The organism is Halobaculum gomorrense (assembly GCF_900129775.1).
GTDB lineage: Archaea > Halobacteriota > Halobacteria > Halobacteriales > Haloferacaceae > Halobaculum > Halobaculum gomorrense.
The window spans coordinates 267,845-293,520 of the sequence record NZ_FQWV01000002.1 but is presented as its reverse complement, the minus strand read 5'-3'; the positions used below and the strand labels follow the sequence as shown (position 1 = coordinate 293,520).

The 25,676-nt window shown below is 70.5% G+C and carries 23 protein-coding genes; 13 read left to right on the top strand and 10 right to left on the bottom strand.

The window, feature by feature from the left end; all coding sequences use genetic code 11:
- Positions 1-82: 82 nt before the first annotated feature.
- Positions 83-1,282 carry a lycopene cyclase domain-containing protein gene (locus tag BUE16_RS04985; protein ID WP_073307317.1) on the top strand — a complete coding sequence of 400 codons (1,200 nt, stop codon included), beginning with the start codon at positions 83-85 and terminating at the stop codon, positions 1,280-1,282.
- Positions 1,283-1,289: 7 nt separating this feature from the next.
- On the opposite strand, the gene BUE16_RS04980 is transcribed toward BUE16_RS04985, so the two are convergent.
- On the bottom strand, positions 1,290-1,505 hold the full coding sequence (locus tag BUE16_RS04980) for a hypothetical protein (protein WP_143165368.1): 216 nt from the start codon (positions 1,503-1,505) through the stop codon (positions 1,290-1,292).
- A gap of 266 nt (positions 1,506-1,771) precedes the next feature.
- Positions 1,772-3,565 (bottom strand): dihydroxy-acid dehydratase, encoded by a 1,794-nt coding sequence (gene ilvD, locus BUE16_RS04975; RefSeq protein WP_073307315.1) that lies wholly within the window; start codon positions 3,563-3,565, stop codon positions 1,772-1,774.
- Between the two features lie 268 nt (positions 3,566-3,833).
- Here ilvD and BUE16_RS04970 point away from each other — a divergent pair, with 268 nt between their 5' ends.
- Positions 3,834-5,669: a sensor histidine kinase gene (locus tag BUE16_RS04970; RefSeq protein ID WP_073307314.1), complete on the top strand. Its 1,836-nt coding sequence runs from the start codon at positions 3,834-3,836 to the stop codon at positions 5,667-5,669.
- A gap of 65 nt (positions 5,670-5,734) precedes the next feature.
- Here BUE16_RS04970 and BUE16_RS04965 read toward each other — a convergent pair whose 3' ends face one another.
- Positions 5,735-6,595 (bottom strand): alpha/beta fold hydrolase, encoded by an 861-nt coding sequence (locus BUE16_RS04965; protein ID WP_234972328.1) that lies wholly within the window; start codon positions 6,593-6,595, stop codon positions 5,735-5,737.
- On the bottom strand, positions 6,596-9,745 hold the full coding sequence (locus BUE16_RS04960) for an adenosylcobalamin-dependent ribonucleoside-diphosphate reductase (protein WP_073307313.1): 3,150 nt from the start codon (positions 9,743-9,745) through the stop codon (positions 6,596-6,598).
- Positions 9,746-10,181: 436 nt separating this feature from the next.
- Between BUE16_RS04960 and BUE16_RS04955 the strand changes: the two genes are divergently transcribed.
- From BUE16_RS04955 to BUE16_RS04940, 4 genes are all read left to right on the top strand, one after another.
- A complete protein-coding gene (locus tag BUE16_RS04955; RefSeq protein ID WP_073307312.1) occupies positions 10,182-10,400 on the top strand; it encodes a hypothetical protein in 219 nt (72 codons plus the stop codon).
- Between the two features lie 133 nt (positions 10,401-10,533).
- Positions 10,534-11,142, top strand: a complete 609-nt coding sequence (gene tmk, locus BUE16_RS04950; protein ID WP_073307311.1) for a dTMP kinase — start codon at positions 10,534-10,536, stop codon at positions 11,140-11,142.
- Between the two features lie 80 nt (positions 11,143-11,222).
- The gene (locus BUE16_RS04945; protein WP_073307310.1) at positions 11,223-12,104 is read left to right on the top strand and encodes a DUF7537 family lipoprotein; all 882 of its coding nucleotides are present in this window, start codon (positions 11,223-11,225) and stop codon (positions 12,102-12,104) included.
- Positions 12,105-12,186: 82 nt separating this feature from the next.
- On the top strand, positions 12,187-13,032 hold the full coding sequence (locus BUE16_RS04940) for a DUF7537 family lipoprotein (RefSeq protein ID WP_073307309.1): 846 nt from the start codon (positions 12,187-12,189) through the stop codon (positions 13,030-13,032).
- Positions 13,033-13,044: 12 nt separating this feature from the next.
- Here BUE16_RS04940 and BUE16_RS04935 read toward each other — a convergent pair whose 3' ends face one another.
- Positions 13,045-13,362, bottom strand: a complete 318-nt coding sequence (locus BUE16_RS04935) for a hypothetical protein (protein ID WP_073307308.1) — start codon at positions 13,360-13,362, stop codon at positions 13,045-13,047.
- A 156-nt stretch (positions 13,363-13,518) separates the two neighbouring features.
- Between BUE16_RS04935 and BUE16_RS04930 the strand changes: the two genes are divergently transcribed.
- Positions 13,519-14,568: a thiamine pyrophosphate-dependent enzyme gene (locus BUE16_RS04930; protein ID WP_073307654.1), complete on the top strand. Its 1,050-nt coding sequence runs from the start codon at positions 13,519-13,521 to the stop codon at positions 14,566-14,568.
- Positions 14,569-14,702: 134 nt separating this feature from the next.
- Here BUE16_RS04930 and BUE16_RS04925 read toward each other — a convergent pair whose 3' ends face one another.
- Entirely contained in the window at positions 14,703-14,939 is a 237-nt protein-coding gene (locus BUE16_RS04925; RefSeq protein ID WP_073307307.1) for an Lrp/AsnC family transcriptional regulator, read from the bottom strand.
- A gap of 83 nt (positions 14,940-15,022) precedes the next feature.
- Between BUE16_RS04925 and BUE16_RS04920 the strand changes: the two genes are divergently transcribed.
- Positions 15,023-15,727: a potassium channel family protein gene (locus BUE16_RS04920; RefSeq protein ID WP_073307306.1), complete on the top strand. Its 705-nt coding sequence runs from the start codon at positions 15,023-15,025 to the stop codon at positions 15,725-15,727.
- Complete coding sequence (locus BUE16_RS04915) at positions 15,728-15,958, top strand: Lrp/AsnC family transcriptional regulator (protein WP_073307305.1); 231 nt, start codon at positions 15,728-15,730, stop codon at positions 15,956-15,958. It begins immediately after the preceding gene.
- A 48-nt stretch (positions 15,959-16,006) separates the two neighbouring features.
- Here BUE16_RS04915 and BUE16_RS04910 read toward each other — a convergent pair whose 3' ends face one another.
- On the bottom strand, positions 16,007-16,576 hold the full coding sequence (locus tag BUE16_RS04910) for a DUF5813 family protein (protein ID WP_073307304.1): 570 nt from the start codon (positions 16,574-16,576) through the stop codon (positions 16,007-16,009).
- A 203-nt stretch (positions 16,577-16,779) separates the two neighbouring features.
- On the opposite strand from BUE16_RS04910, the gene BUE16_RS04905 reads away from it, so the two are divergent.
- Positions 16,780-18,036 carry a carboxylate--amine ligase gene (locus tag BUE16_RS04905; RefSeq protein WP_073307303.1) on the top strand — a complete coding sequence of 419 codons (1,257 nt, stop codon included), beginning with the start codon at positions 16,780-16,782 and terminating at the stop codon, positions 18,034-18,036.
- A 331-nt stretch (positions 18,037-18,367) separates the two neighbouring features.
- On the opposite strand, the gene BUE16_RS04900 is transcribed toward BUE16_RS04905, so the two are convergent.
- On the bottom strand, positions 18,368-19,279 hold the full coding sequence (locus tag BUE16_RS04900) for a Vms1/Ankzf1 family peptidyl-tRNA hydrolase (RefSeq protein ID WP_073307302.1): 912 nt from the start codon (positions 19,277-19,279) through the stop codon (positions 18,368-18,370).
- Positions 19,280-19,354: 75 nt separating this feature from the next.
- On the bottom strand, positions 19,355-19,729 hold the full coding sequence (locus BUE16_RS04895) for a DUF5802 family protein (protein WP_073307652.1): 375 nt from the start codon (positions 19,727-19,729) through the stop codon (positions 19,355-19,357).
- Positions 19,730-19,923: 194 nt separating this feature from the next.
- On the opposite strand from BUE16_RS04895, the gene BUE16_RS04890 reads away from it, so the two are divergent.
- The gene (locus tag BUE16_RS04890; RefSeq protein WP_073307301.1) at positions 19,924-20,730 is read left to right on the top strand and encodes an aldo/keto reductase; all 807 of its coding nucleotides are present in this window, start codon (positions 19,924-19,926) and stop codon (positions 20,728-20,730) included.
- A 426-nt stretch (positions 20,731-21,156) separates the two neighbouring features.
- Here the strand turns inward: BUE16_RS04890 and ppc are convergent, their stop codons facing one another.
- Positions 21,157-23,859, bottom strand: coding sequence for a phosphoenolpyruvate carboxylase (ppc, locus tag BUE16_RS04885; RefSeq protein WP_073307300.1), 2,703 nt, complete (start codon positions 23,857-23,859; stop codon positions 21,157-21,159).
- A 441-nt stretch (positions 23,860-24,300) separates the two neighbouring features.
- Here ppc and BUE16_RS04880 point away from each other — a divergent pair, with 441 nt between their 5' ends.
- Both BUE16_RS04880 and BUE16_RS04875 read left to right on the top strand, forming a co-directional pair.
- Positions 24,301-25,191: a cytochrome B gene (locus tag BUE16_RS04880; protein WP_073307299.1), complete on the top strand. Its 891-nt coding sequence runs from the start codon at positions 24,301-24,303 to the stop codon at positions 25,189-25,191.
- 72 nt (positions 25,192-25,263) lie between these two features.
- A complete protein-coding gene (locus tag BUE16_RS04875) occupies positions 25,264-25,608 on the top strand; it encodes a hypothetical protein (protein ID WP_073307298.1) in 345 nt (114 codons plus the stop codon).
- The last annotated feature ends 68 nt before the right edge of the window (positions 25,609-25,676 follow it).

Genomic DNA, 25,676 nt, shown 5'->3' with positions numbered 1-25,676 from the left:
CGTCTGCTTCACCGCGACCGCTCGAATGCCGAGGCGCGGGATCCGACGGGTGCTTTATTTTGTAATAGTACCATGACACCTCATGGCAATCGCCCGGCACGGGCGCGGCCCGGCGGCCGTCGCGCGAGCGTACGCATCGCAGGTCCACCCCGTGTTCATGCTCCCGCCCGTGGCGACGGCGCTGTTCGGCGCGGCGTTGGCCGGGGACTTCGAGCCGACGGTCGCGCTCGTGTACGCTGGCGCGGCGTTCTTCGCCGTCTACACCGCCCACGTGAAGGACGGCTACGTGGACTTCCACCGCCGCGGCGAGGACGACGACCACCCGATGACCGAGCGCGGCTGTCGTCTCGGCCTCGCGGGCGCGACCGTCGGCTTCCTCGCGTGCCTCGCAGGCGTGGCCCTCCTCGCGGAACCGGCGGCCGCGCCCCTCGCGGTCGCCGTCGCTGTGCCGATGTGGCTCATCGGCTACCTCCACGCCCCGCAGTTCGACACGAACCCGGTGACGACGACACTCGGCTACCCCGTCGGCATCGGCCTGTGTCTCCTCGGGGGATACGCGGCGCAGACGGGGTCACTCGCAGTCGCGCCGCTGGCGCTGACGCTCGTGCTCGTCGTCACGCTCGCGGGCGTGAAGATCGTCGATGACACCCAAGACTACGACTACGACCGCTCCATCGACAAGCGAACTGTCGCCGTCGCGCTCGGTCCCGAGCGAGCCAGGCGACTCGCGGTCGGCGCCCTCGCGGTCGGGGTGTTCGCGGTCGTCCCGTTGACGCTCACCGGGGTGTTGCCGCCGAGCGCTCCCGCCGCCAGTCTCGCGTTCGGCGCCGTCGTCGCCGTCGCGGTTCGGAAGGACGCGGCGACGGCGACGATGCTGCTCGTCAGGGGCGCGTACCTGTTCCTCGCGGGCCTGCTCGTGGCCGTCTTCTTCCGGCCGTTGGCGGGCGCGGGCGTCGCACTCCCGGACGTGACCACGTTCGGGCCGTACACCTACCTCGCGACGGAGGCACTGTTCGGCGCGGCGGCGGCCGTGCTGCTCGTCCGTGCAGGGAGGGCCGCGCAGTGGCGCGCCGCGCGCACCGTGGCCGCCGTCTACCCGATCGCGTACGTCTGGGACTGGTACACCCTGAAGGTGGGCGTGTTCTCGATCCCGATGCGGACGGGGATCGAGCTGCTTGGGATCCCGCTGGAGGAACACCTGTTCATGATCGTCGTGCCGGCGGTGGTGCTCGGCGTTCACGAGACGCTGCACGGCGACGGCCGAGCGGGGCGCGAGGAGTGATCCGGGGTCACTTAACGACGGGAGCCACCGTCGAGTGTCTGAAGTACAGCGCGGTGAGGGCGAAGCCGCCGCCGATCGCGAGCACCGACGAGAGTACCCCGGGGACGAACCCGATCACTCCGCCCCAGTCGAGGGCGATCCAGGACACCGCTTGGAGCGCGATCGTCAAAAGCAATCCCGGGATCAGCATGGCGGACTCGACGCCGCGGTCACGACCGCTCACGCGTGCGCCACCGGCCGACGGAGAGGCGGCGCGGGTCCGTCCCTCGCTCCGGTCGTCGCCGGACGATCCCCTCTCAGGAGGTCCGCCTCCCAACGCTGGTCGGTCGGCCCCGTCGGGCCGCCCGGATCGGTCACCTGCGGAGCACACACCGTTCGTACGGCCCTCTACCACTTGAATCGTTCCGCGAGTCGGACGGCAAGCAGCGAGTGCGTCGGGTCGATCGTGGTTCGACCGAAGACCGCACCGTCGGGTATTCCCCCGACCGATCAGTCCCGTTTCGCCTTCGGGTTCGTGACGGCGCCGTTGGCGGCGCTGCCGAAGTCGCGAGCGAACTTCGCGAACACGCCGCCGGCGTACTGCGGCTCCGGCGCCTCATACGCGTTCGCGCGCGCGTCGAGTTCCTCGTCGCCCACGTCGACCGAGAGGTCGCGATTCGGGATGTCCACCGTCACCGTGTCGCCGTCCTCGACGAGGCCGATCGGGCCGCCCTCGACGGCCTCGGGGGCGACGTGACCGACCATCGGCCCGCGCGTGGCCCCCGAGAAGCGGCCGTCCGTGAGCAGCGCCACGTCGTCCTCGTGGCCCGCGCCGACGACGGCGGCGGTGACGCCGAGCATCTCGCGCATCCCGGGGCCGCCGCGGGGGCCCTCGTTGCGAATGACGATCACGTCGCCCGACTCGATCTCGCCCGACTGGACGTACTCCATGGCGTCTTCCTCGGCCTCGAACACGCGGGCGGGGCCCTCGTGGTGGAACGCGTCGTCGCCGGTCACCTTCAGGACGGCGCCGTCGGGCGCGAGATTCCCGGTCAGGATCTTGATCGCGCCCTCCTCGCTGTACGGCTCGTCGACGCTGTACAGGAAGTCCGCGTCGATGTCGTCGTCCGCGGGGATCTGGCCCGTCTCCTCCAAGCGGGCGATCTCCTCGGCCATCGTCCGCCCGGTCACCGTCATGGCGTCGCCGTGCATGTAGCCGCCCTCGATCAGGCGGCGGATCACGACGGGGACGCCCCCGACGGCGTCCAGGTCCTGCATGACGCGCGTGCCGCCAGGCTGGAGGTTCGCGATCTTGGGGGTGCGCCGCGAGATCTTGTCGAACTCGGTGATCTCCAAGTCGATGTCGGCCTCGGCGGCGAGCGCGAGCAAGTGGAGCACGGCGTTCGTCGACCCGCCCATCGCCACCTGCACCGCGATGGCGTTCTCGAACGACTCTTTCGAGAGGATGTCCGAGGGGCGGCGGTCCTCGCGGACGCACTCCAGCGCGAGTTCGCCCGCGTGCTCGGCCACGTCGTAGCGCTCCTCCGACTCGGCCATCGGCGAGGCGGAGCCCAGCGGCGCCATTCCGAGCGCCTCCGAGATGCTCGCCATCGTGTTCGCGGTGAACATCCCGCCGCACGAGCCCGCGCCGGGGCAGGCGTGGCGCTCCATGTCGTCGAGTTCCTCGGCGCTCATGTCGCCCTCGGCGTAGGTGCCGACGCCCTCGAAGACGTTCTGGACGGTCACGTCGCGGCCCTCGTGCTCGCCGGGCTTGATCGACCCGCCGTACAGGAACACCGACGGCAGGTCAGTCCGAATCGACGCCATCAGCATGCCTGGGAGATTTTTGTCGCAGCCCGCGACCGTCACGAGCGCGTCCATGCGCTCGCCGAACGAGACCAACTCCACCGAGTCGGCGATCACCTCGCGGGAGACGAGGCTCGCTTTCATCCCCTCGGTCCCCATCGAGATGGCGTCGGAGATGGTGACCGTCCCGAACTCGATGGGCATCCCCTCCGCGTCCTCGATCCCCTCTCGGGCGGCGTCGGCCACGTCGTCGAGGTGGACGTTACACGGCGTGATGTCGGCTGCGGGGTTCGGGATCCCGACCATCGGCGAGGAGAGGTCCTGATCGTCGTACCCCATCGCGCGGAACATCGCGCGGTGCGGGGCGCGCTCGGCGCCCGCCGTCACCTCGCGACTTCGAAGGGACTCGTCTTTCTCGCCGGCGAACGCGTCCGCGTCCGCGGCGTCGTCGCCGGCGTCGTCGGCGCGGTCGCGCTCCGACGGCTCCTGCTTGCTCATACCTCGGGGTCGGCGTCCGCCCTGATAAACTGCCGCACCCGAACAGATGTTGCTGTCGGCTTCGACGGACAGCCTTCGCCGACGCCATCGCCGGCGTCGTCGCCGACACGGTCGCGCTCGGTCTCGTTTGCCGCCCCCGGGCGGGTGGCGGGGCGGGATCGGACGTTATTTTTAAATTCGGCACCCGTGAGAGAGGTGTATACGTCACCACGCCATCGGGAACCGCTTCGACGGACACCTTCGAACCGACTGACGTACCTCGACTCACATGACACTCATCTCCGTTGTCGTCCCGCTGCTGGTGCTCGGCGGCGCCGCCTCGGCGGGCATGCTGCTGCTCGTGCTGTGGCGGCGGCCGGTGTCGCTCGGCGGGCCGGAGGTCGTCGGCTTCCTCGGCTTGTCTCTCGGCGCGACGCTGTGGTCGTGGTCGTACGCGCTCCAGCTGCGGGCGTCGACCCTCCCGGTGATCCTCGCGTTCAACGACCTCCTCTGGCTGGGGACGGGGCTCGTCGGGGCGTCGTGGCCGGTCTTCGCGTTCGCGGTCGCCGGGGACGACCGCTGGCTCACGCGCCGGCGGATCCCGGTCGTCTCCGGCGTCCCGCTGGCGTTCGCCCTGCTCGCGGTCTCGAACCCCGCCCACAAACTGATCTACGCCGACGTGACGCTCACCACGGGTGAGGTTGTCCGGTCGACGGTGACGCCCGGGATCGGGTTCGGGCTGTTCCTCCTGTGGTCGTTCGCGGTGAACACGTACGTCCTCTGGCGGCTCGCGCGCAGCTGGCGTCGCTCGACCGGGGTCACCCGGTCGCGCCGTCTCGCGGTCTTCGGGGCCGGTCTGCTGCCGATGATCGCCGGCGTGGCGAGCATCGCGGCCCGGCCCGCCAGCGGCCCGCCGATCGACTTCACGCCGGTGCTGTTCTCGGTGACCACGGTCCTCACCGGCGTCGCGATCACCCGCTATCGGCTCCTCGACTCGATCGCGGTCGCACAAGACCACATCGTTGCCCACCTCTCCGACCCGGTGGTGATCGTCGACGGCGACGGGACGGTTCGGGCGGCGAACGCGGCGGCCGCGCGGCTGTTCGCAGACCGGGACCCCATCGGCCGCCCGGTCAAGAAGGTGTTCCGGTCGCAGCCGGACCTCGTCGAGGTAGTCAGGCGTTGTCCGGGCCGCGGTACGGACGACGTGACCGTCGCGCTGGACGTGGACGAGCCCGCGAGGTCGGTCGGATCCTCCGGGTCGGACGACGCGACGACGGAGCCGGCGCGGGGGACGCCGACCGGTGCCGACGACGCGAGCGCGTCCGTGCGCCGGACGTTCACCACCTCGGTTGGGTCGCTCGAGGGCACGAACGCGACCGTGCTCGTGTTCAGGGACATCACCGAGCGCCGGGCGGCCGAGCGGCGCGTCGAGGTGCTCAACCGGGTGTTGCGGCACGACCTCCGGAATGACATCTCGGTGATCGACGGCTACCTGCGCCTGCTTCGGGAGGAACTCGACGAGGACGCCTCGCCGGCCGTGCGGGACGCACTGGACGTGCTGTCCGCGCGAACCGACGGGATGATCGAGGTGACCGAACAGGCCGCGCTCGCCGAGACGCTCGCGGACGGTGAACCGGCCGTACGGCGGTTCGACCTGGCGACCGTGGTTCGCCAACGGGTAGAGCAGGTCAGGGCCGAACACCCCGAGGTGCGGCTCGACGTGCGGATTCCGGAGTCGCCGGTCACGATCGCCGCCGTCTCGGTGTTCCCGTCGGCCGTCGACAACCTGATTGAGAACGCGATCGAACACGCCGACGCCGACTCTCCTTTCCTCGACGTGCGCGTCGAGGTCGCCGACGACGGCTCGACCGTCGACCTCCGCGTCGCCGACGACGGGCCGGGGCTCTCCGCGGTCGACCGGGCGGTCCTCGTGGGAGACGAGCGGTCGCTCGACGAGGCCAACGGCCTGGGGCTGTGGCTGATCAGCCGGATCGTCGAGGCGTCTGGCGGGTCGGTGACCGTCGACGACACGGACAGGGGAACCACGGTCGTCGTGCGGTTCCCCGTCGTCGACTCCGCAGCCGACTCGCCCCGGCAGCGGCCGTCGACGCCGAACGTTTGACCGCGCCCGAGAGCCGGGTCGGTTCGACCGAAGCGACCGCGCGTCCCGTCGTGGCCGCAGGCGGCTCAGTCGCCGGCGTCCGGCCTCGACGGCGGCGGAGCCGCGCCCTCGTGGCTCGGGTCGTGTTCGGGCCACAGGCGCCGGAGGTGACCGCGAATTGCGCCGTCGACGAACGCCTCGTTGTCGAGGTTCGACGCGTGGCCTGCGTCCGGGACGACCAGCAGGGTCGCGTGCGGAAGCACCACCGCGAGGCTGTGCATCTGCCGGCGGACGAACGTCGCCTCGTGTTCGCCGTACAGCAGGAGCGTCGGGACGGCGATTCCCGCGTAGTCGAGTTCGGTCCGGTGGAACGTCGACAGCGCCCGGATCACCTTCGCCAACTCCTCGGTCGCCAGCAGCGGCCCGGACTCCCGGATCGCCTCGATCCGGTCGTAGTCGCCGCCGACGCCCTCGCCGGAGACGCGTTCCTGGAGCCACACCATCGCGCGCTCGACGCGCTGGTATCCGAGCAGCCGCGCGGGCGGGACCGTGAGCCGAAGCGCCGCGCGCTGGAGGCGCTCGCCGAGGGTGAGCGGCACCGGACCGAAGGTGTCCGCGAGCACGAGTCCCGACAGCCCGTCGGGGTACCGCGCGGCGTACGTCATCGCGATGCACCCGCCCATCGACAGCCCGCAGACGACGGGTCGGTGGAGGCCGAGCGCGTCGAACTGCGGCGCCCACTGCGTGTGGTCGACGGCCGCCCCGTGGACGAACACGACCGGCGGGCCGTCGCCGCGGCGCTCGTAGTACGTCTCGACACCATTTGTCTCCGCGGTAGGCGTGCCCGATCGGTACGCGCCGGACGAGAATAGCAGTTGCTCGGTCTCCAGCGACGCGCGAAAGAGAATATCGGAAGGGTTGGCGCTTAATCCCGGCTTAACGCTCACTCAGCACTCGCTCCACCCGCAACTCTCGCAGGTTTTGCAGCCCTCGGAGTAGTACAGCGTCATGCTGCCGCAGTCGGGACATTCGGGCGACTCGCCGTTGGCGATGAGTTCGTCCACCGCGTCGGTCGTCTGCTCGACGTCGCCGGCGTCCTCGGGCCCGGGCGCGGTCGCGTCCGCGCTCGCGTCGACTGCGGCGCCGCCGTCGGCCTCGGGGCCGGAGACGGCGTCGGCGTCGGTGCCGACCTCGTCGAGGCTCGTCTGCTCGGGGTAGCCCTTCTCCACCTCGTCGTCGAGGTAGCGGCGCATCGCCGTGCCGATCGCGTCCGGGATCGACTGGATCTGCTCGCCCTTGTCCCAGGCGATCTTGGGGCTGCGGGTGCCCTGCAGCTCGTCGACGATCTCGCGCGGGTCGACGCCCGAGCGCAGCGCCGTCGAGATGACCTTCGCCAGCGACTCCGTGAAGGAGTTCGTGAAGCCGCCCGAGTGGCCGATGTTGGCGAACAGCTCGAACGGCTCGCCGGTCTCGGGGTCCTCGTTGATGGTGATGTACATCTTCCCGTAGCCGGTCTCGATGAGCTGGGTGACCCCGCGCAGGGAGTCCGGACGGGCGCGCTTCTCGGTGTAGTCGATGTTGATGGTCCGCTCGTCGGCGGCCTCCAGCAGCTCGGAGACCTCCTCGTCGAGGGCGGCCTGCACGTCTTCGTTGTCGAGGAAGCCCTCGATGCCGCCGAACACGTCGGTGATCTGCTCGACGAGCGCCTCGGCGGCCTCGCTCTCGTCGGCGAACTCCGTGTTGTCGGCGCGGGTGGTGAGCACCTGTTTCGAGCGGGTGCCGTCGCGGTAGTAGGTGACGCCCTTGCCGCCGTGCTCGTAGATGTACTCGAAGACCTCCTGTGCGTCCTCGAGCGTGGAGTCGTTCGGCGCGTTGACCGTCTTCGAGATGGCCGAGTCGACGCCCGTCTGGCAGGCGACCTGCACGCCCGCGTGGTCCTTCGCAGTGAGGTCGCCGGTGACGACGAACAGCTCACCGATGGCGTCCGGGACGGTCTCCAGCCCGTCGACGCCGTCGAACTCGTTGCTCGCCATCTGCTCCTGTGCCTCCGCTTTCACGGCGTCGACGTCGATGTCGTTCGCCTCCAGCGTGCGCAGGAAGTAGTCGTCGAACTCGACGAGCATCTCGTCGCCCTGCACGTCGTCGGAGACGTTCTTGTAGTAGGCGACGTTGTAGATGGGCTCGCAGCCGCCGGTGGTGTTGCCCACCATCGACGTGGTGCCCGTCGGGGCGATGGTCGTCGTGTTGTGGTTGCGGATCGGGTAGCCATCCGCCCAGTCTTCGGGGTCCTCGCCGACGTACTGCTCGAACCAGTCGGCGTAGCGGACGGGATCGGCGTACTTCGAGTCCTCCCAGTCGTTGAAGACCCCGCGCTCCTCCGCGAGGTCGTGGCTGGCGGCCTTCGACCCGTGGTTGATGTGGGTCATCAGCTCCTCGGCGATCAGGTTGCCGGTCTCGGAGCCGTAGCGGACGCCGAGCTGGATGTACAGCTGCGCCAGGCCCATCACGCCGAGGCCGATCTTCCGCATGTCGCGGACCTTCTCCTCGATCTTCGGCACCGGGAAGTCCGACATGGTGACGACGTTCTCGAGGAAGCGCGTCCCCATCTCGATGCGGTAGTCGAACTCCGCCCAGTCGATGGCGTCCTCGAGGAACGCCTCGACGGCCGCGGACTCAGAGTCGTACTCGTCGCCGTGCTCGGCCGACCAGACGCGCCAGTCGGGCGCGTCCAGGTCCGCGAGCGTGGAGAGGTTGATGTGCCCGAGGTTACAGGCCTCGTACTCTTCCAACGGCTGCTCGCCACAGGGATTTGTTGCAAGAATTCTGTGCTCGGGATTTTCTTCGACGTCGAAGCTGTGGAGCTTGTTGATCCGTTCGAGGTAGACGACGCCGGGCTCGCCGTTCTCGTGGGCACCCTCGACGATGTGCTCCCACAGGTCCGCGGCCGGCACCGACAGGGTCTCGCCGACCTCGACGTGCTCGCCGAGGCCGAACATCTCGTACAGTTCCTTCGTCTCGGGGGTGGCGACGTGGGGCTCCTCGGTTCGGGGGTTAGTGAACGTGAACTCTTCACCGTTCTGGAGCGCCTTCATGAAGTCGTCGGTGACGCCGACGGAGATGTTGAAGTTCGAGAGGTGACCCTCGACGGCGTTGCGGAGGTGCTTGGGCACCTTGCCGTCGTCGTCGATGAGCTCGCGCGCCTCGTCCAGCGCGTCCGCGAACGACGTGTGCGTGAAGTCGTCGGGGTCGTTGAGCCGGAGCGTGTTCGCGAGGCTCACGTCCTTGTTCTTCGCGTGGATGAACTGGATCACGTCCGGGTGCGAGACGCGCATGACGCCCATCTGGGCGCCGCGTCGGGCGCCGCCCTGCGCGATCGTCTCGCACATCTGGTCGAAGGTCCGCATGAACGTGATCGGTCCGGAGGCGATCCCTCCGGTACTACCGACCGCGTCGCCGTACGGGCGGAGCTTCCAGAACGCGTACCCCATCCCGCCGCCGGACTGGAAGACCTGCGCGGCCTCCTTGGCGGTCTGGTGGATGTCGTCGATGTCGTCGTCCGGCGAGTCGACGAAACACGCGGAGAGCTGCTGGAGTTCGTCGCCGGCGTTCATCAGCGTCGGCGAGTTCGGCATGAAGGAGAGCCGCTCCATCAGCTCTTGGAACTCGTCGGCGGTCTCCTCGACGTGGTCGCGCACGTCGTCGGGGAGCTCGGGGACGACCGTCTCGTAGGCGAACTTGTTGACGTTGTAGACGGTCAGCTCGGTCTCGGAGCCCTCGTCGGTGGCGGTGACGCCCTTCCCGAAGACCTCCTCGGCGAGTTCGTCCCGCCGGGGGTGGTCGGGCTTGAGTTGGGCGGGCGTGACGGTGACCGGCTCGTCGGCCTCGTAGACCGCCTCCGCGAGCGCGACGTTACGGCCGACGCGCTCGAACAGCTCCTCCTGCGTCTCGTCGGGGTTGCCGTCCGCGTCCTTGCGGAGGTAGCGGGCGGGCAGGATGTTGTCGTAGGCGTTGGAGGTGAGGCGGTCTTCGAGCGTGTCGCCCTCGGTTCGTTTGATCGGCAGTTCGAGCTCGTCGGCGTCGAGGTCGGCGCGACTCATTCGTCGCGTTCCTCCTCGGTAAGACCGCCGAATCGGCAGACGTGGGTGTGGGTGTCGTGGCGTTTCATTGTAGGTTCGGACGGACGTTCGGTACCGGAGCCACGCAAATAAACGGCGTGGGTTCCGGTCGGTTTGTGCTAGTTCAAACTCGCTTGATGTAGGCGCAGCTTACCGGTGTGAGTCTGAACGGGTCTGATCGGGTCCGTATCGACGTTATACGAGCGGCAGTATAAGCGTGTTCAGACCGGAGTGAAAGTGATCACGTGCGGGGACGACCGCGGAACCGGGGGACGGCATCGGTGTTCCGGGATCGTGAGAGGCACAGACGCGGAGGACGCCCTCGACGCCCGGCACCGCGGAGTCGACATCGCAGTTCGTTTCGATTGTCCGACACGTGAGGGAAAGGGATACCACAGTCGGGTGAGAAGGCGGTGGCATGCTCGCCCTGGAGACCCTCACGCTCGCCGCCTCGACCGCGCTCCTGCAACTTCCCGGACCGCTCGACTCGACCTTGGGAACCGTGTTCCTCGCGCTGATGGGGTTTCTGGTCGTCCTGTTCGTCGGCCGGATCGTCCTCAGCATCGCGTGGCGGGTGGCGCTGATCGCGGCCGTCGCCGCCGGCGTCTTCCTCCTCGTGACGACGTACGTCGTGTGACGCGACGCGACAGGCGACATCGGATGCCGCGGGAATGACGTGGAGCCGGACCGCTACGGGGCCGCACGGCGACCGGCGGGTCGCGCGCAAGCGGTAGCGGTAAATCCCCGGCGGGACCAGTCACGACCGACAGATGCTCCTCACGCTCGAAGGGCTCGACGGGAGCGGGAAGACCACCGCCTGGGAGGCGCTCCGGCCGGCGTACCCCGAGGCGACGTTCACCCGCGAGCCGACCGACTCGTGGTACGGCGACGCCGTCTACCGGTCAATCGCCAAGGAGGACGCTGACCCGCTGGCCGAGTTGTTCCTCTACATCGCCGACCACGCCGATCATCTCTCGCGCGTGATCCGCCCCGCGCTGGCCGACGGCGATCTCGTGATCTCCGACCGCTACACGGACTCCCGGTACGCGTACCAGGCGGCGATGCTCGCCGACGCCGACCTCGCCCGGCCCCTGGAGTATATCCGCGGCGTCCACGGGGCGTTCACGCGCGAGCCCGACGCGACCATCTACCTCGACGTCGACCCGGAGACCGCCGCCGCGCGCGCCGGCGCGACCGACAAGTACGAGCGAACCGCCTTCCTGGCGGAGGTGCAGTCGAACTACGAGCGGCTCATCGACGCCGAGCCCGAGCGGTTCGTCCGCGTCGACGCCGGTCGCTCCCCCGAGGCGGTGATCGATGCCGTCGAGGACGCCGTCGCGCGGCTCGTCGACGCGCACCGCGACGGCGACCGTGACTGAGGCGACCGCGCGAGGATCGGGGCGATCCCGGCGACGCCACCCACCCCTTCGTTTTTGCCCACTCGACCCGTGGTACTGGCGTGTTCGCCTGCGAGCGTGGCTCGGTCCGCCGGCGCCGCGGCCCCGCGGCCGTCGCGCTCGCGCTCCTCCTCGTGCTCGCCGGCTGCGGCGCCGCGCCCGGCGGCGACGGCGACGGGCGGACCGTGAACCCCGCACTCGCGAACACGCCGACGGCGGCGTCGACGCCCCCGGGCGGGTTCCCTGCCGGCGTCGACCGCGACGGGGTCGACATCGAGCGCGTCATCGACGCCCACCGCGCGGCGCTGGCGAACGACTCGTGGACCGTCACGATCACACGGACCGTCTCCGGACCGAACGGCACCGTCGAGCGGAGCCGCGCCCGCGTGCTCGTGTCCGGCTCGCGGACGCTGTCGACGGTCGAACGCCTCCGCGGCGACGACCGCCTCACGTCGAGTCACTGGACCAACGCCACCGCCGCCGCGAGTCGTCGCGTCGGCTGGGAGGGCGCCGTTCGCCTGGAGGGACACCCGAACGACCCGGGGGTTCCGGCGGGGCTCGACCCGACCGGCGGTGCCTGGCTGTACGCCGCCTTCCTCGACACCGACCCTGTCTACGCCGGCACCGAGCCGACCGACGCCGGGAGCGTGACCGTCCTTCGAGCCACGGCGGGCCGGCTCGAACGCGCCGGGCTCCCCGACCGACGGAAGGTCCGTCTCCGCGCGCGCATCGGCGCCGACGGCGTCGTTCGGTCGCTGACGCTCCGGTACGAGGTGTTCCTCGGCGGCGACCCCGGCGTCGTCAGGGTCGAACTCCGGACAACCGCCGTCGGATCGACGACCGTCCCCCGGCCGGAGTGGGTCGATCGCGCGCTGGCGAACGCGACTGCCGACGGCGGGACGGGAACCGGCGGCGACGGCGACGCCGACAGCGCGTCCGGCTGACAATCCGGGGCGTCGTGGTCGGCACGGGTCGCCGGTCGCTGGCACGCCCGGACTTATCCGCCCCGCGCACGTGCCGACGGTAATGCACCGCGCCGCCGCCGCGCTCGTCCTCGCCGTCGCCGTCGTCCTCGCCGGCTGCGGCGCCGCGCCCGGCGGCGGCGCGGGCGGCCGGACCGTGAACCCCGCGCTCGCGAACACGCCGACGGCCTCGCCGACGCCGACTCCCGAGCCCGACTACCCGCCGGGCGTGGCCGTCACCGGCGTCGACGTGGCGACGCTCGCGACCGCCCACGACCGGGCGCTGCGCGGCGTGAACTCGACCGTTCGGTTCCGACGAACCGTCACCGCCGCGAACGGCACCGTGCTCTCGACGCGCCGCAGCGTCACCGAGAGTGCCGGCGACAGACTCGGATTCGATTACGTGCAACGCGGCTCCCCGCCCGGGGAGACCACCCCGCCGATCCGCGCGTTCGCGTTCTGGACCAACGGGAGCGTCACCGCCCTCCGGACGGTCGACGACGACGGCGCCGTCAGCTACCAGGTCGTCCCGGGCCAGCCGCCGGCGGTCGCGAGCGTCGACGACAGCGGCGAGGGAGTGTTGTTCGCCGCGTTCGACGGGACGAACCTCCGGCTCTCCGATACGATCTCGGTCGGCGCCGAGCGGCTGTACGTGCTCAGCGCTCGGCACGACCGGCTCGCCCGCTCCGGTCGGCGACCGATAGAGGACGTCAGCGTCGTCGCGTACGTCACCGACGACGGCGTCGTCGGCGAGTACGAACTGCGCTACGTCGCGACGTACGGCTCCGGCGACGGCCGCGTCACCGCGCGGACGGTCGAACGCTTCCGCGTGACGACGAACGACACCGCGGCGGCGCCGCCCGCGTGGATCGACGAGGCGCGACGGAGCGACAACCGGTCTGACGGGTAGTCGGGCGGGGCCTCACTCCGTCGCCGGGAGGTCGTACTCCTCGGGCGGGGGAACGTACAGCAGGTCGATGGTGAACCCCAGCGCGAGCGGGACGCCGACGAACACCGCGAGAAACAGCCCCGCGGCGCCCTCGAACAGCGGGGAGCGGATGACCACCCCCTCGACCAGTCCGAGAACAACCAGCACGACGGGGGAGACGAGCACCGTGTACGTCACCCAGCCCCACTGCGTCTTCAGTCGGATGCGGAAGAAGCGCGAGAGCACCGCGACGACGAGCGTGTTCACCGCGAGCGCGACGACGGTGAGCACGAGCGCGAGCGCAGAGGCCATACCGCGCGTAGGGCGCGGGCGCTCTTTGGCCTGTCGGGGACTGGCGGTGTCGGCGGCGCGACATCGACGGCCCTCGAACTCACCCCCGCGGCCGTCCCGCCGCAATTTATGCCGGATGGCGCGGCAGGTGCGGCCATGAGCGACGAGAGCGACGACGTGACGCGGATCGTCGGGGCCCGAGACCTCGACGAGACGCGCTTCGAGACCGAGGACGCCCGCGCGGCGCTTCGCGACATCGTCCGCACCCGCCAGTTCGACGAGCGCGCGCTCTCCCTCCAGCGGCGGGGGTGGATGAGCGGCTACCCGCCGTACGAGGGGCAGGAGGCCGCGCAGGTCGGGGCCGCCCACGCGATGCGCGACGACGATCACCTGTTCCCGACCTACCGCTCGAACGCGCTCCAGATCGCCCGCGGCGTTCCCATGAGCGACATCCTCCTGTTCCGGCGCGGTTTCCCCGAGTACCACTCCGATCACGACCTCCCCGTCTTCCCCCAGGCGGTCCCGATCGCCAGCCAGATCCCGCATGCCGCCGGCGCGGGCATAGCCGCGACCTACCGCGACGAGGACTGGGCCGCGCTCGTGTGCTTCGGCGACGGCGCGACCTCGGAGGGAGACTTCCACGAGGGGCTGAACGTCGCGGGCGTGTTCGACGCCCCGACGGTCTTCTTCTGTGAGAACAACGGCTGGGCTATCTCGCTGCCCCGCGAGCGCCAGACGGCCAGCGAGTCGATCGCGATCAAAGCCGACGCCTACGGCATCGAGGGCGTGCGCGTCGACGGCAACGACCCGCTCGCCACGCGGGCGGTCGTCGCGGACGCGCTGGCGAGCGCCCGCGACGGCGACCCCGTGCTCGTTGAGGCATTGACGTACCGCCGGGGGGCCCACACGACGGCTGACGACCCCAGCCAGTACCGCGACGGCGACCCCGAGATGCCGGCGTGGCGCCTGCGAGACCCCCTCGACCGGTTCGCCGAGTGGTGTCGCGATCAGAGAATCGTCGACGGGGACTTCGTCGACGAGGTCACGGAGGCGGCGAACGAGGAACTGGCCGAGGCCGTCGAGACCGCGGAATCGGTCCCTCGACCGGAACCGGAGGACGTGTTCGACTCGCTGTACGCGAATCTGTCGGGGGACGTGCGTCGACAGCGCGAGGCCGCCCGCGCGGCCGCAGACGAGCACCCTGAGACGTACGAACTGGACAGGTGACTCCCGAGACGTACGAACTGGACAGGTGACTCCCGGGACGTACGAACTGGACAGGTGACCCCGGCTACGCGACACCTACCTCGATGGTCCCGCTCACCTGGCCCGCCTGCGATCGTTCACTCGGTGGTAGACGTTCACTCGGTCATCGACACGTACGTCCGCGTGTCGGTGACGCCGTCGACGCCGCGGACCGCGTCTGCGACGGTGTCGAGGACGGTGTACATGTCGGGCGCGTCGACCTCCGCGACCACGTCGAAGTCGCCCGCGACGACGTGCGCCTCGGTCACGGTCTCGATCCCCGAGATTGCGTCGGCGACGCCCCCGGTGTCCGCGTCGCCGTCCACCTTCACCATCACGAACGCATGAACCATATGTGTGTGAACAAGTACCACGGTAAAAAGCGTTCCTGCGCGTCGGAGATAGCATTATAGTCTCCCGTGCCAATCGGTAGCACATGCGATTCATCGTCATCGGCGGGGGCCGCGTCGGACTGCGCACGGCGCGAGTGCTCCGCGAGGAGGGGCACGATGTGACGGTCGTCGAGCGAGACGCGGACCGAGCGAGTCGAGCCCGAACCGCCGGCTTCACCGTCGTCGAGGGCGACGGCTCCCGCGAAGAGGTGTTGTCGGAGGCGGGCGTCGAGGGGGTCGACGCCATCGGGGCGCTGACCGGCGATCTGAACGTCAACTTCGCGGCGTGCATGATCGCGAAGCACCACGGCTGCCGCACCGTGATGCGCATCGACGAGGACTACCGCGAGGAGATCTACCAGAAGTACGCCGACGAGGTCGACGAGATCATCTACCCCGAGCGGCTGGGTGCCATCGGCGCGAAGAACGCCCTGCTGGGCGGCAACATCCAGGCCATCGCCGACATCGCCGAGCACCTCCAGGTGCTGCTGTTCACGATCACCGATGGCTCGCCGATGCGCGGCTACACGCTCTCGGAGGTCGAACTGCCCGCGAACGCGCGGCTGTTGGCGTTCGGCAAGCGCGGCGAGCCGATGGGGATCCCGTTGCCCGACGACTCGCTGGAGGCGGGCGACCGGGTCGCCGTCCTCGCGGACTTCGACGTGCTCGACGACGTGCGCCAGCTGCTCGTCGGCGACGACGCCGGCGGGACGCTCGCCTCGGCCGCGAGCGCGGGAGGTGGTGCCTGAATGGTCGTCGCGTACGTGATGGTGAAGGCCGCTTCCGGCGACGCCGACCGCATCCGCGAGGCGATCCGCGACCTCGACGGCGTCGCCGAGGCCCACATCGTCGCCGGCGACATGGACTTCGTCGTCAAGGTCGACGTGGCGGACCCGACCGACGTGAAGCGCGTCGCCGCCGACGGGGTCCAGGCGATATCCGGCGTCGAGGACACGCAGACGTACATCGCGATGGGGTGAGCGCCGGGGTCCGACCGGAGGCGTCCGCCTCGACGCCGTCGCGGCGCCTCAGAACGCGCCGGTCCCTTCGTCGCCGCCGGCGGCGCGCGCGCGGCCGATCAGGCCGGTCACGGGCTCGCCGTACTCATAGCCCGGGATCACCCCCTGCACGTACGTCCCCTCGACGAAGTCGACGACGGCGACGGCGTCGTTCAGCCCGCGGCGCTCGTTCACGTCGCGTAGCGACTCGGTGACCGTGACCTCGTCGCCGCGGCGCTCGACGGCGGGGTCCAGATCGTGGCCGGCGGCGGTCACGTCGCCGATGATCGCGATCCGGCGCTCGAAGGTGTCGAGCCAGCCGTCCTCGACCACGTCGGCGACCTCCTCGGCCGCGACGGCCGACAGCGTCGGGACCGAGACGGTCACGTCGAACGCGACGCGGCCGTCGTCGGCCTCCGCGACGGCGACCGCGGCCTCGAACGGCGTGGAGGTGACCGCGAGGGTGGCGTTGGGGTGGGGAGGATCGTCGGGGGCCCCGGCGTCGACGGCATCGTGGTCGCGGGCGGCGCGGCGGACGCGTCCGGGGAGTGCGGAGTCGTCGGTGGTGCCCTCGTCCGGGGTGTCGTCGGTGTCGTTCATGCCCACTTACAGGGCCGGTGCCCGGATAAGCGGCGTGCTCGCGGAGCGGGGGCGGCGTCGGTCCGGCCGGCCGGCCGGCGTCGTCCCGGTCGCGCGGTCCCGGCCGTCGGGCCGTGCTCGCGAGCGCGGCGACGCCGTCACCGGCGGCGGCAGGCGACGCCGGCGAACGCGGAGCTTTAGCCCGCTCGCCCGAACGGCCGCGCATGGCCGATACCGTCCACGACACCGACGCGCTCGTCGACGCGCTCTCGAACGTCGACTTCGACCGCCCGCCGGCGCTGGTCGCCAACGCGCACATCACGGGCGTGAGTGTCGCCCGCGCGCTCGCCGCCCACGACGTGCCCGTGATCGCGCTCGACCGCACCGATTCGGGGCTGGCGCCCCCCTCGGAGGCCGTCGACTACGCCGGCCTCGTCACCTACCCGCTGGACGACCTCGACGGCTTCCGAGCGGACGTGGAGCGGATCGCAGCGGCGCTGGAGCACGACCCGGTCGCGTTCGCCTGCATGGACGAGTGGGTGCGCGGATTCGCCGAGACCGAACCCGACGGCGTCCGCCTGCCGTTCTCGGAGCTGGCGGGCGTCGAGCGCGTGCTCGACAAGGCGAACCTCTACGCGCTGTGTGCGGATCTCGGGGTGCCCTACCCCGAGACGTACGAGGTCGGCGCGGTCGGCGTCGACGAGATCGTCGAGGCGCTGGCGTTCCCGTTCGTCGTCAAGCCCGCGCACAAGCGGAAGTTCGAGGAGGCATTCGGCACCAACGTCATCGAGGTCGACGACCGCGAGGCGTTCGAGGAGGTGGTCGCAGAGGCCCGCGAGCACGACGCGACCGTGCTCGCACAAGAGAAGGTGAACGCGGAGGTCGGCCGGGACACCTCGCTCGCGAGCTACGTGCCGCCCGAGTCCGCCGACCGCGACCCCCTCGCCGTCGTCGGCAACGCCGCCGTCCGCTACCCCGCGTTCGGGAGCTCCTGTCTCGTCGAGCGCGTCGAGGAGCCCGCGGTGCGCGAGCACGCGCTGACGGTGCTGGAGGAGACGGGGTACCACGGCATCAGCGAGGCCGAGTTCGTCTACGACACCGACCGCGAGGCGTACGTGCTGCTCGACGTGAACACGCGCCCCTGGAAGTGGATCTCGATGCCCGTCGCCGCCGGCGCGAACCTCCCGATGGCCGCCTACGCCGACGCCGTCGACGGCGCCGAGTACGAGGCGACGGTCCGCGACGGCGGCCCCCGAGACGCCCGCTGGGTGTACCTCCCCGACTACCTCCAGCGCTGTCTCACCGACGAGGCGTTCTGGGACGTGCTCTCCGACGCCGACTGGGCGAGCATCCTGTCGGGTGAGTTCGAGGCGAGCGAGGACGAACTGACGACCGGCGTCTACCGCCCGAGCGACCCGGCGCCCGCGGTGAAGTACCTGACCGGCGAGTTCGCCGACCGCGAGTACTACTGTTCCTGCTGAGGCGTCGACGCCCGAGGCCCCGCGGTGGCGCGTGCCGGTCGACCTCCGTGTCGGCCGGACGCGCGCGAGGGATGACCGAGGAGTGCGAGACCGAGCGGAGCGAGGTCTCGATGCGAACGGCGTACGCAGTACGCCGTGAGCGCCACGACCGAGGGAATCGGCTGGGGAGGGAGTGGCCGCGGTGCCGTCGCCGTGGACGGGACCGGAGGGGCCACGAGAGATATGCGAGCTCCCGCGGTCGCCGCCCCGGTCATCGGAGCCGTCTTTGATCCGACCGCAACGACACCCCACCGCGACGACACCGAACCCGGCGCCGGTTCGGTCACTCCCGTCAAATCAGCCGCAGCCGCGCCGTCCAGAACCCCGAGAACGCCTCCGCCAACGCCGCTTCCGGCTTCCCCGTCGCGTCGCTGCTTGCGGTGTAGTCGGCGTGCTCCGCCAGCCGCTTCACGATCCCCGTCTCGCCGACCAGCACCACGTGGTCCAGATCCGCGGGGAGCCCCGCCAGCGCCTCGCGGCACTCGTCGAGGTGCTCGTCGATCTGCTCCTCGCGCAGTCGCTCGTAGCGCGCCTGCGAGAAGCCGCCCTTGTCGTGCTCGTCCATCACGTCCGTGCGCACCGTCTGCATGGCGACGCGCTCGTCGCTCTCGTACACGCCGAGGCCGAACGTGTCCGAGCGCGCCAGCCCGAATGCGAACCGCCCCGTCGGGCGGAACCACCCCTCCTCGACCCGAAAGCCGTCGGACCACTCGCAGAACGGCTCGGGGTCGATCGGCGGCTCCAGCGCGCACGACACCAGCCCCGCGTCGTCGACGTACACCAGCGTCGGGGCCGCGCGGCGCACCAGCGACGCGCGCTCACCGAGCGCGTCCGTGACCGCCTCGGGCACGTCGCCGCCGTGGGCGACGAACGCCGACAGCGCGCCCTCGGGGGCGGTCTCGACGCTCCGCAGGCGCGCGAGCACCTCGTCGCGGCGGCCGGGTCGAAGCGCCTCGGTGCCGCGGAACTCGACGCCGGCGTCGGCGTCGGCCTCCCGCTGCTGTGCGCGCTCGAGGCGGTCCTCCAGCTCCGTGATCCGCGTCTCCAGCTCGTTGACCCGCTTTTCGGCCGCCTGGCGCTTGCGGGCGGCCTCGGCGCGTCGCTCCTCCTCGGCCTCCATGCGCGCGACGGCATCGTCGCGCTCTTCTTCCAACTCGGCGATGCGCTTCTTGAGCCGTTCGCGGCCGAGGAGTCGGTCGATCATACGCGAGTCGGCGAGCCCCCGGGGCAAAAACGGTGCGGGGATCGGGTGGCGGCACGGACGGGGCCGCCCCGTCGCTCAGGCGTACTCGACGGGGTCGCCGGTGTCGCCCTCCCACCCGGTGAACCGGAGCAGATCGCCGGCATGCTCGGCGTCGGCGAGGAACACCTCGCTGCGGCCCGGCAAGCGGAACTTGAGGTCCGCCGGCACCGACGACTCAGGGAGCGCGAGCGTCCCGGATGGTACGTCGTCATCGCCGACGACCGGGAAGTGCTTGGTCCCGACCTTCATCACGAGCGGGTTGTCGAGTCGGGCGATTCCCTCCTCGTCCGCGTACAGCTGTTCGTTCACGCGCTCGTGGTCGGCCCGCTTGATCGCCGCCGCGCCGTCGTCTCCGCTGGGCTGCACGTACAGCTCGCCCAGGTAGTAGCCGTGTGAGAACCGTTCGAACATGCGGTACACCGAATACGCGATCGTTTAGGGTGATAAACGTTAGCACGAACCATTAACTCGGACCGCATTCCGAGCGCGCCGATTCTCGCCCTCCGAAAATCCGGTCGGCGCGGGTGATCCCCGGATCCGTCTCCCGATCCGACGGCGCCCGCCGACACCGACGCCTTGAGGGCCGCTGCCGCGAAGCGTCGAGTATGTCCGACTTCCAGCGGTTCGGCCTCGGCACCTACCAGCTCACCGGCCCGCAGTGCGTCGAGAGCGTCCGGACGGCCGTCGAGGCCGGCTACGAGGCGATCGACACCGCCCAGGGCTACCAGAACGAGGCGCTCGTCCGCGCGGGGATCGAGGCCGCCGGCCGCGACCCCGAGGACCTCTTCGTCGCGACGAAGCTCCAGACGGACAACCTGAGCTACGAGGACGCCTACGACACCGCCCACGAGTCGGCCGCACGCCTCGGCGTCGACGCCATCGACCTGCTGTACGTCCACTGGCCGATCAACAGCTACGACGCCGAGGAGACGGCGCGCGCGCTGAACGACTTGGTCGAGGAGGGCACCGTCGACCGGGTCGGCCTCTCGAACTTCCGCCCGGACCAGCTGGACGAGGCGCGCGAGCAGCTCAACGTGGAGATCTTCGCCCACCAGGTCGAGTGCCACCCGATGCTCCAGCAGGAGGAACTCCGGGAGTACGCCTGCGAGGCCGGCTACTGGCTGGTCGCCTACTGCCCCATCGCGCGCAATCAGGTCGCCGACATCGATGAGATCGCCGCGATCGCCGAGGCCCACGACGCCACCCCCGCGCAGGTGTCGATCGCGTGGCTGCTCGCCCACGACGAACTCGCTGCGATCCCGAAGGCGACGAGCGAGGCGCACATCCGCGACAACCTCGCGGCGACGGAGCTGGAGCTGACCGACGAGGAGGTCGCGACCATCGACGGCCTCTCTGAGCAACACCGCATCGTCGACTTCGAGGAGGCGCCCTGGAACCAGATCGACGCCTGAAACCCACGGTCACCGCTGGCGCCGGCCCCATCCACGACCGCCGTCGGCCGCCCGCGCTCGACCGACCGTACCCGATCGCGGTTCCACTTTTATTTTCACTCCGTACGAGGCCGATGTCTAATTCGGAGGCGGACATCGTTCCGAGACGATGCGACGATCCTCCAACGGAGATGGCGGACGGGCGGGGCCCGTCGGACCGGCGTCCCGGCAAGTGCTCGCGATCGCGGTGGTGTTCGCGGTGCTCGGCGGCGCACTCGTTCGGTTCGCGACCGGCGAGCCGCCGCCGGGCGTCCTGTGGGCGGCGCTGTCGGTAGTCGTCGTCGCGGCCGTCACGCTGTTCGGCGCCGACGCGGTGGAGACGGCGCTGCGCGTACTGGGGCGGAGAGGGCCGGCGGACCAACCGACTGACCGCGGCCGAACCGGCGGCTACCCGGTGTTCTTCATTCCGGCGGCGATCCCCTTCACCGTGAGCCGCAGCGCGCGCTCCTCCGCCTCGGTGAGGTGCGTCCGCGAGAGCAGGTCCACCTGCAGGAGGTTCAGCGGGTCGACGTAGGGGTTCCGGCGCTGGAGGCTCTCGGCGAGCCACTCGCGGCGGACCAGCTCGTCGTGGCCGGTGATCTCCCGGACCAGTTCGACGGCGCGCTCGTACTCGGCCTCGATGCGGGCGAAGAACTCCTCGCGGAGGTGCTCGGGCGCGAGGTCGGCGTACTCGGCGGCGATCTCCAGCTCCGTGCGCGCCAGCGACAGCGCGATGTGGTCGATCGTCGTCCGGAAGAACGGCCACTCCTCGTACATCTCCCGCAGCGTGTCGAGGTCGCCGCCGTCCGACAGGTACGCGTCGAGTCCCGACGCCGAGGAGAACCAGCCGGGGAGGATCGCGCGGCTCTGTGTCCACGAGAACACCCACGGGATGGCGCGGAGGTCCTCGACGGTTCGCTCGCCCGACCGCGAGGCCGGCCGCGATCCCATGTTGAGGTCCTCGATGACGGTGATCGGCGTCGCAGTCTCGAAGAACTCGACGAAGCCGTCGGTCTCCAGCAGGTCCTGATACGCCGCGCGCGCGCCCTCGCCGGCGGCGTCCATCGCCGCCTCCCACTCGTCGTGGACCTCCTGAGCGTTCCCCTGGAGCGCACGAAGGCGGGCGCGCACCTGCGCGTCGAGCATCTGCTCCAGTTCGCGCTCGGCGACGCGGGGGTTGGCGAACTTCTCGGCGATCGCCTCGCCCTGCTCGGTGAACTTGATCTCCCCGGTCGCGGTCTCCGGCGGCAGCGCGAGCATCGCCTCGTTCATCGGGCCGCCGCCGCGGGAGATCGAGCCGCCGCGGCCGTGGAACAGCCGCAGCTCGACGCCGAGATCGTCGGCGACCTCCGCGAGCCGGCGCGCGTTCTGGTGAAGGTCCCACGCGGCCGCGAGCGGACCGTTCTCCTTGTTGGAGTCGGAGTAGCCGAGCATCACCTCCTGCACGTCGCCGCGGGCCGACAGCGCCGCGCCGTAGGCGTCGTTGTTGACGAGCGTGCCGAGGATATCGCGGGCGTTCGCGAGCGCCGACGCTGTCTCCAGCAGGGGCACCACGTCGAGCCCGCAGTGGTCCGGGAGGTCGACCACGCCAGCCAGATCCGCGAGGTACAGTACCTCCAGGACGTGCGACGGTTCCTCCGTCATGGAGATGCAGTAGGCGTCGATTGCCTCTTCTCCGTACTCGCGGTGCCAGTCGGCCAGCGCCCGAAACCGTCGGCAGACGCGCTCGCTCGTCTCGGAGAGCCCCTCCCCAGAGTCGAGGCTGCCGATCGAATCGTCGACGACCGACTCGGTGAGCACGGCGACGCGCTCGCCTTCGTCCATCGCCTCGTAGTCGAGTCCCTCGCGCGCGAGCACGTCCGCAACGGTCTCGGTGTGGTTCTCCTGGTGGTCGCGCAGGTCAAGCGCCGCCAGCGAGAAGCCGAACGTCTCGACGCGCCGCACCAGCGGGTCGACGCGCTCGGCGGCGGTCGTCTCGTGGCCGTTCGCGCGCAGGTCGGCCGCGAGCGCCCGAAGCGAGGCGACGAGGTCGTCGGGGTCGTCGTAGCCGCCGGGGCGCAGGTCGTCGACGCGCTCGACGCGGGCGCGGACGGCGGTGGCGGCGCGGCGGTACGGCTCCTCGGGGTAGCGCTCGTCGGCGTCGGCGGCGACCGCCGGCACCGCCTCGCGGTCGGCGGCGACGCGCGCCTCGAACTCGTCGGTGTGGTCGAGCCGCTCGCCCTCGTGGCTGAGCGCGCCCCGCACGTCGGTCAGGGCGTCGACGTAGCGGTCGAGCACCGCCTCGCGCTGCGCCTCCAGTGTGTCGCTTGTCACCTCCGGCGTGACGAAGGGGTTGCCGTCGCGGTCGGAGCCGGCCCACGAGCGGAAGTCGAGCGTGCCCGCCGCGTCGGCCGCGTCGCTCGCGTCCAGGTCGGGGTGCGCCTCGACCACGCGGTCGGTGAGCGCGGCCTCGGCCTCGGCGGCCACGTCGAACAGCGTGTTCTCCAGATACCAGCGCACGTCGCGCGCCTCGTCGGTCGGCGTCGGTCGACGGGGACGAACCTGCCGGGTCGACCACAGCGTCTCGACCTCCGATTCGAGGTCGCGGTCCAACTCGTCGAGTTCGCCGTCGGTGAGCCGGCGCTCGTCCAGATCGCGGAGGATCTCCGCGACCCGTCGGAGCTTCGCTTTCACCGTCTTCCGGCGCGCCTCCGTCGGGTGGGCGGTGAACGTCGGGACGACCCGTACGTCCTCCAGCACCTGTTGGGCGGTCTCTGCGTCGACCGCCGCGAGCGCCTCGGCGGTTCGGTCGAGGCCGTCTCCCAGGTCGCCCTCGGCCCGGCCGCGGCGGACCGCCCGGACGCGCTCGCGCTCCTCGGCGACGTTGACGAGTTCGAAGTAGGCGGCGTACGCCCGCGCGACCGTCCGGGTCGTCTCCGAGTCCAGCCCCGAGAGCCGGTCGCGAACCGGGTCGCGCGACGGAGCGTCGCCGCGTCGGTAATCGATGGAGGCGCGTCGGACCTCTTCGACGGTGTCGAACGCGTCAGTCGATGTCTGTCGCTCGAGCACCTCGCCGAGTAACGCGGCCAACTCGCGGATGTCGCGACCGACATCCCGCGCGTCGAATGACATACAGTCTCATGCCCTCCAGGGGTCACAACGCTCCCGGTAGTGGGCAATATTGCGAGAAATTCCTTCACGATCGAGTAAGTAGATTGTCGAACCGGCGGACGCGCCGCCGATCGACGAGTACCTCGGAACGCCCAACCGGGGGTGGCTGCGGCACCCGGCGGGCTGTGGACACGGAACTGGCGGACCGGGTCGGCGCGACGCGGTCGCCGGTGGATACGAGCGGCCCTCGCGTCAAATACCTCGCTATGAGGGGTGTAGAGTGCTCCCGAGCGCTCCCGGGAGGACCGGATCCGAACGAGTCGGAAAGAAGCCGTCCCGAACGAGAGCCGGTGGGCGAGCGGCGGTTCGTACCACCCCGTCGGCGCGCGCCAGAACCGACGGAAGACGGCCCGGGATCGGCCGTTCGTCAGGCTTTTGCGTGGCGCCCACCGAGAGACGGCTATGAGCGCAGACGACGACAAGTACCCCGGCGAGTCCGGTCGTCGCCGGTTCGTCAAGGGCGTCGTGGGCGGGGCGGCCCTCGCGGGCGTCGGGGCCACCGGGTCGGCGGCCGTCAACAGCCTCACCACCTCCCCGGGGAAGGGTGGCGGGCAGACGCAGGCGATGGCCATCGAGAACACCGACGGGCCGGCGCCGCGGGGGATGCCGCAGATCCCTGTCGAGATCGACTCCGACGGCCTGATTAAGGGCGTCTGGCCCGAGGTCAAAACGGAGACGCAGGGCGGGGTGCAGATCAAGGTCGCTGAGATGGAACTCGGCGGGCAGACGTACTCCTCCGAGTGGTTCCAGTACTGCGGTGTCGAGACGTATCAGGGGATCCAACCGACCTACGAGTCGCAGAACTACTTCCACGTCGGCTCCAGCCCCGCCTACCAGTGGCAAAGCGAGCAGATGAGCGCCGGCGACCGCTTCAACGTCGACCTGTTCTCCAACTACGAGAGCTGGGGCAACGGCGTCGGCGTCCAGGGGCTCGGCAAGCCCGCGACCGGCAACTGGCGCTCGCAGGACACCGAGGACACGATCCCGGTCACGATCCTCCGGTCGCCGGTCATCGAACAGCTCGCCGAGGACGGCCAGGCCCGTGGCGCCGACGGCGAGACGTACGAGGTGCCCTCGAACGTGCAGACCTGGCTCCAAGCGTCCACCGCGCAGGGGTTCATGGCGTGGCTCAACAAGTGCACCCACTTCTGTTGCGTCCCGAAGTGGAAGTCCGAGGGCGGCGTGAAGTTCAACGCCGCCAACGAAGTGTACTGCCCGTGCCACCAGTCCATCTACGAGCCGTTCAGCATCGTCCCGACACTGTTCACCGCGCGCCCGCGCCCGAGCGAGTGACGTGACCGCCGCGGCCAGAACCAACTCGGCCGCACCCGACCGCTTTTCGTTCCGCTCCCCCACTCGACGGCCGTGAGCGACGACATCGACGAGCCGACCGACGACGGGGACGTGACCGCCGAGGACGCGGCGTTCGAGCGGGAGTTGGCGACCGCGCGCGCGCTGCTCGACGGCGACGCCGAAGCGATCACCGCGCTCCACGTCGGGGTAGTGCGCGGCGAGCGGGTGAACTCCACGGCCGCGCGCCGCAGCGAGGGCGAACGGGCGGGCCTGGAGGCGCTGACGCTGCTCGCCTCGCACCTGCGCACGGTCGCCGACGAGGCCGGCGTCGACTACGAAACGGTCGCCGCCGACGCCGCCCGTCTCGCCGCCGAGGTGGAGACCCTCCCGGTGGACGGCGCAGGCGGCGACGAGTAGCGACCCCATGGATCGACGAGCGGACGCGCTCGCCGACGATCCCGGCCTGAGAGCGGCCAGTACGTCCG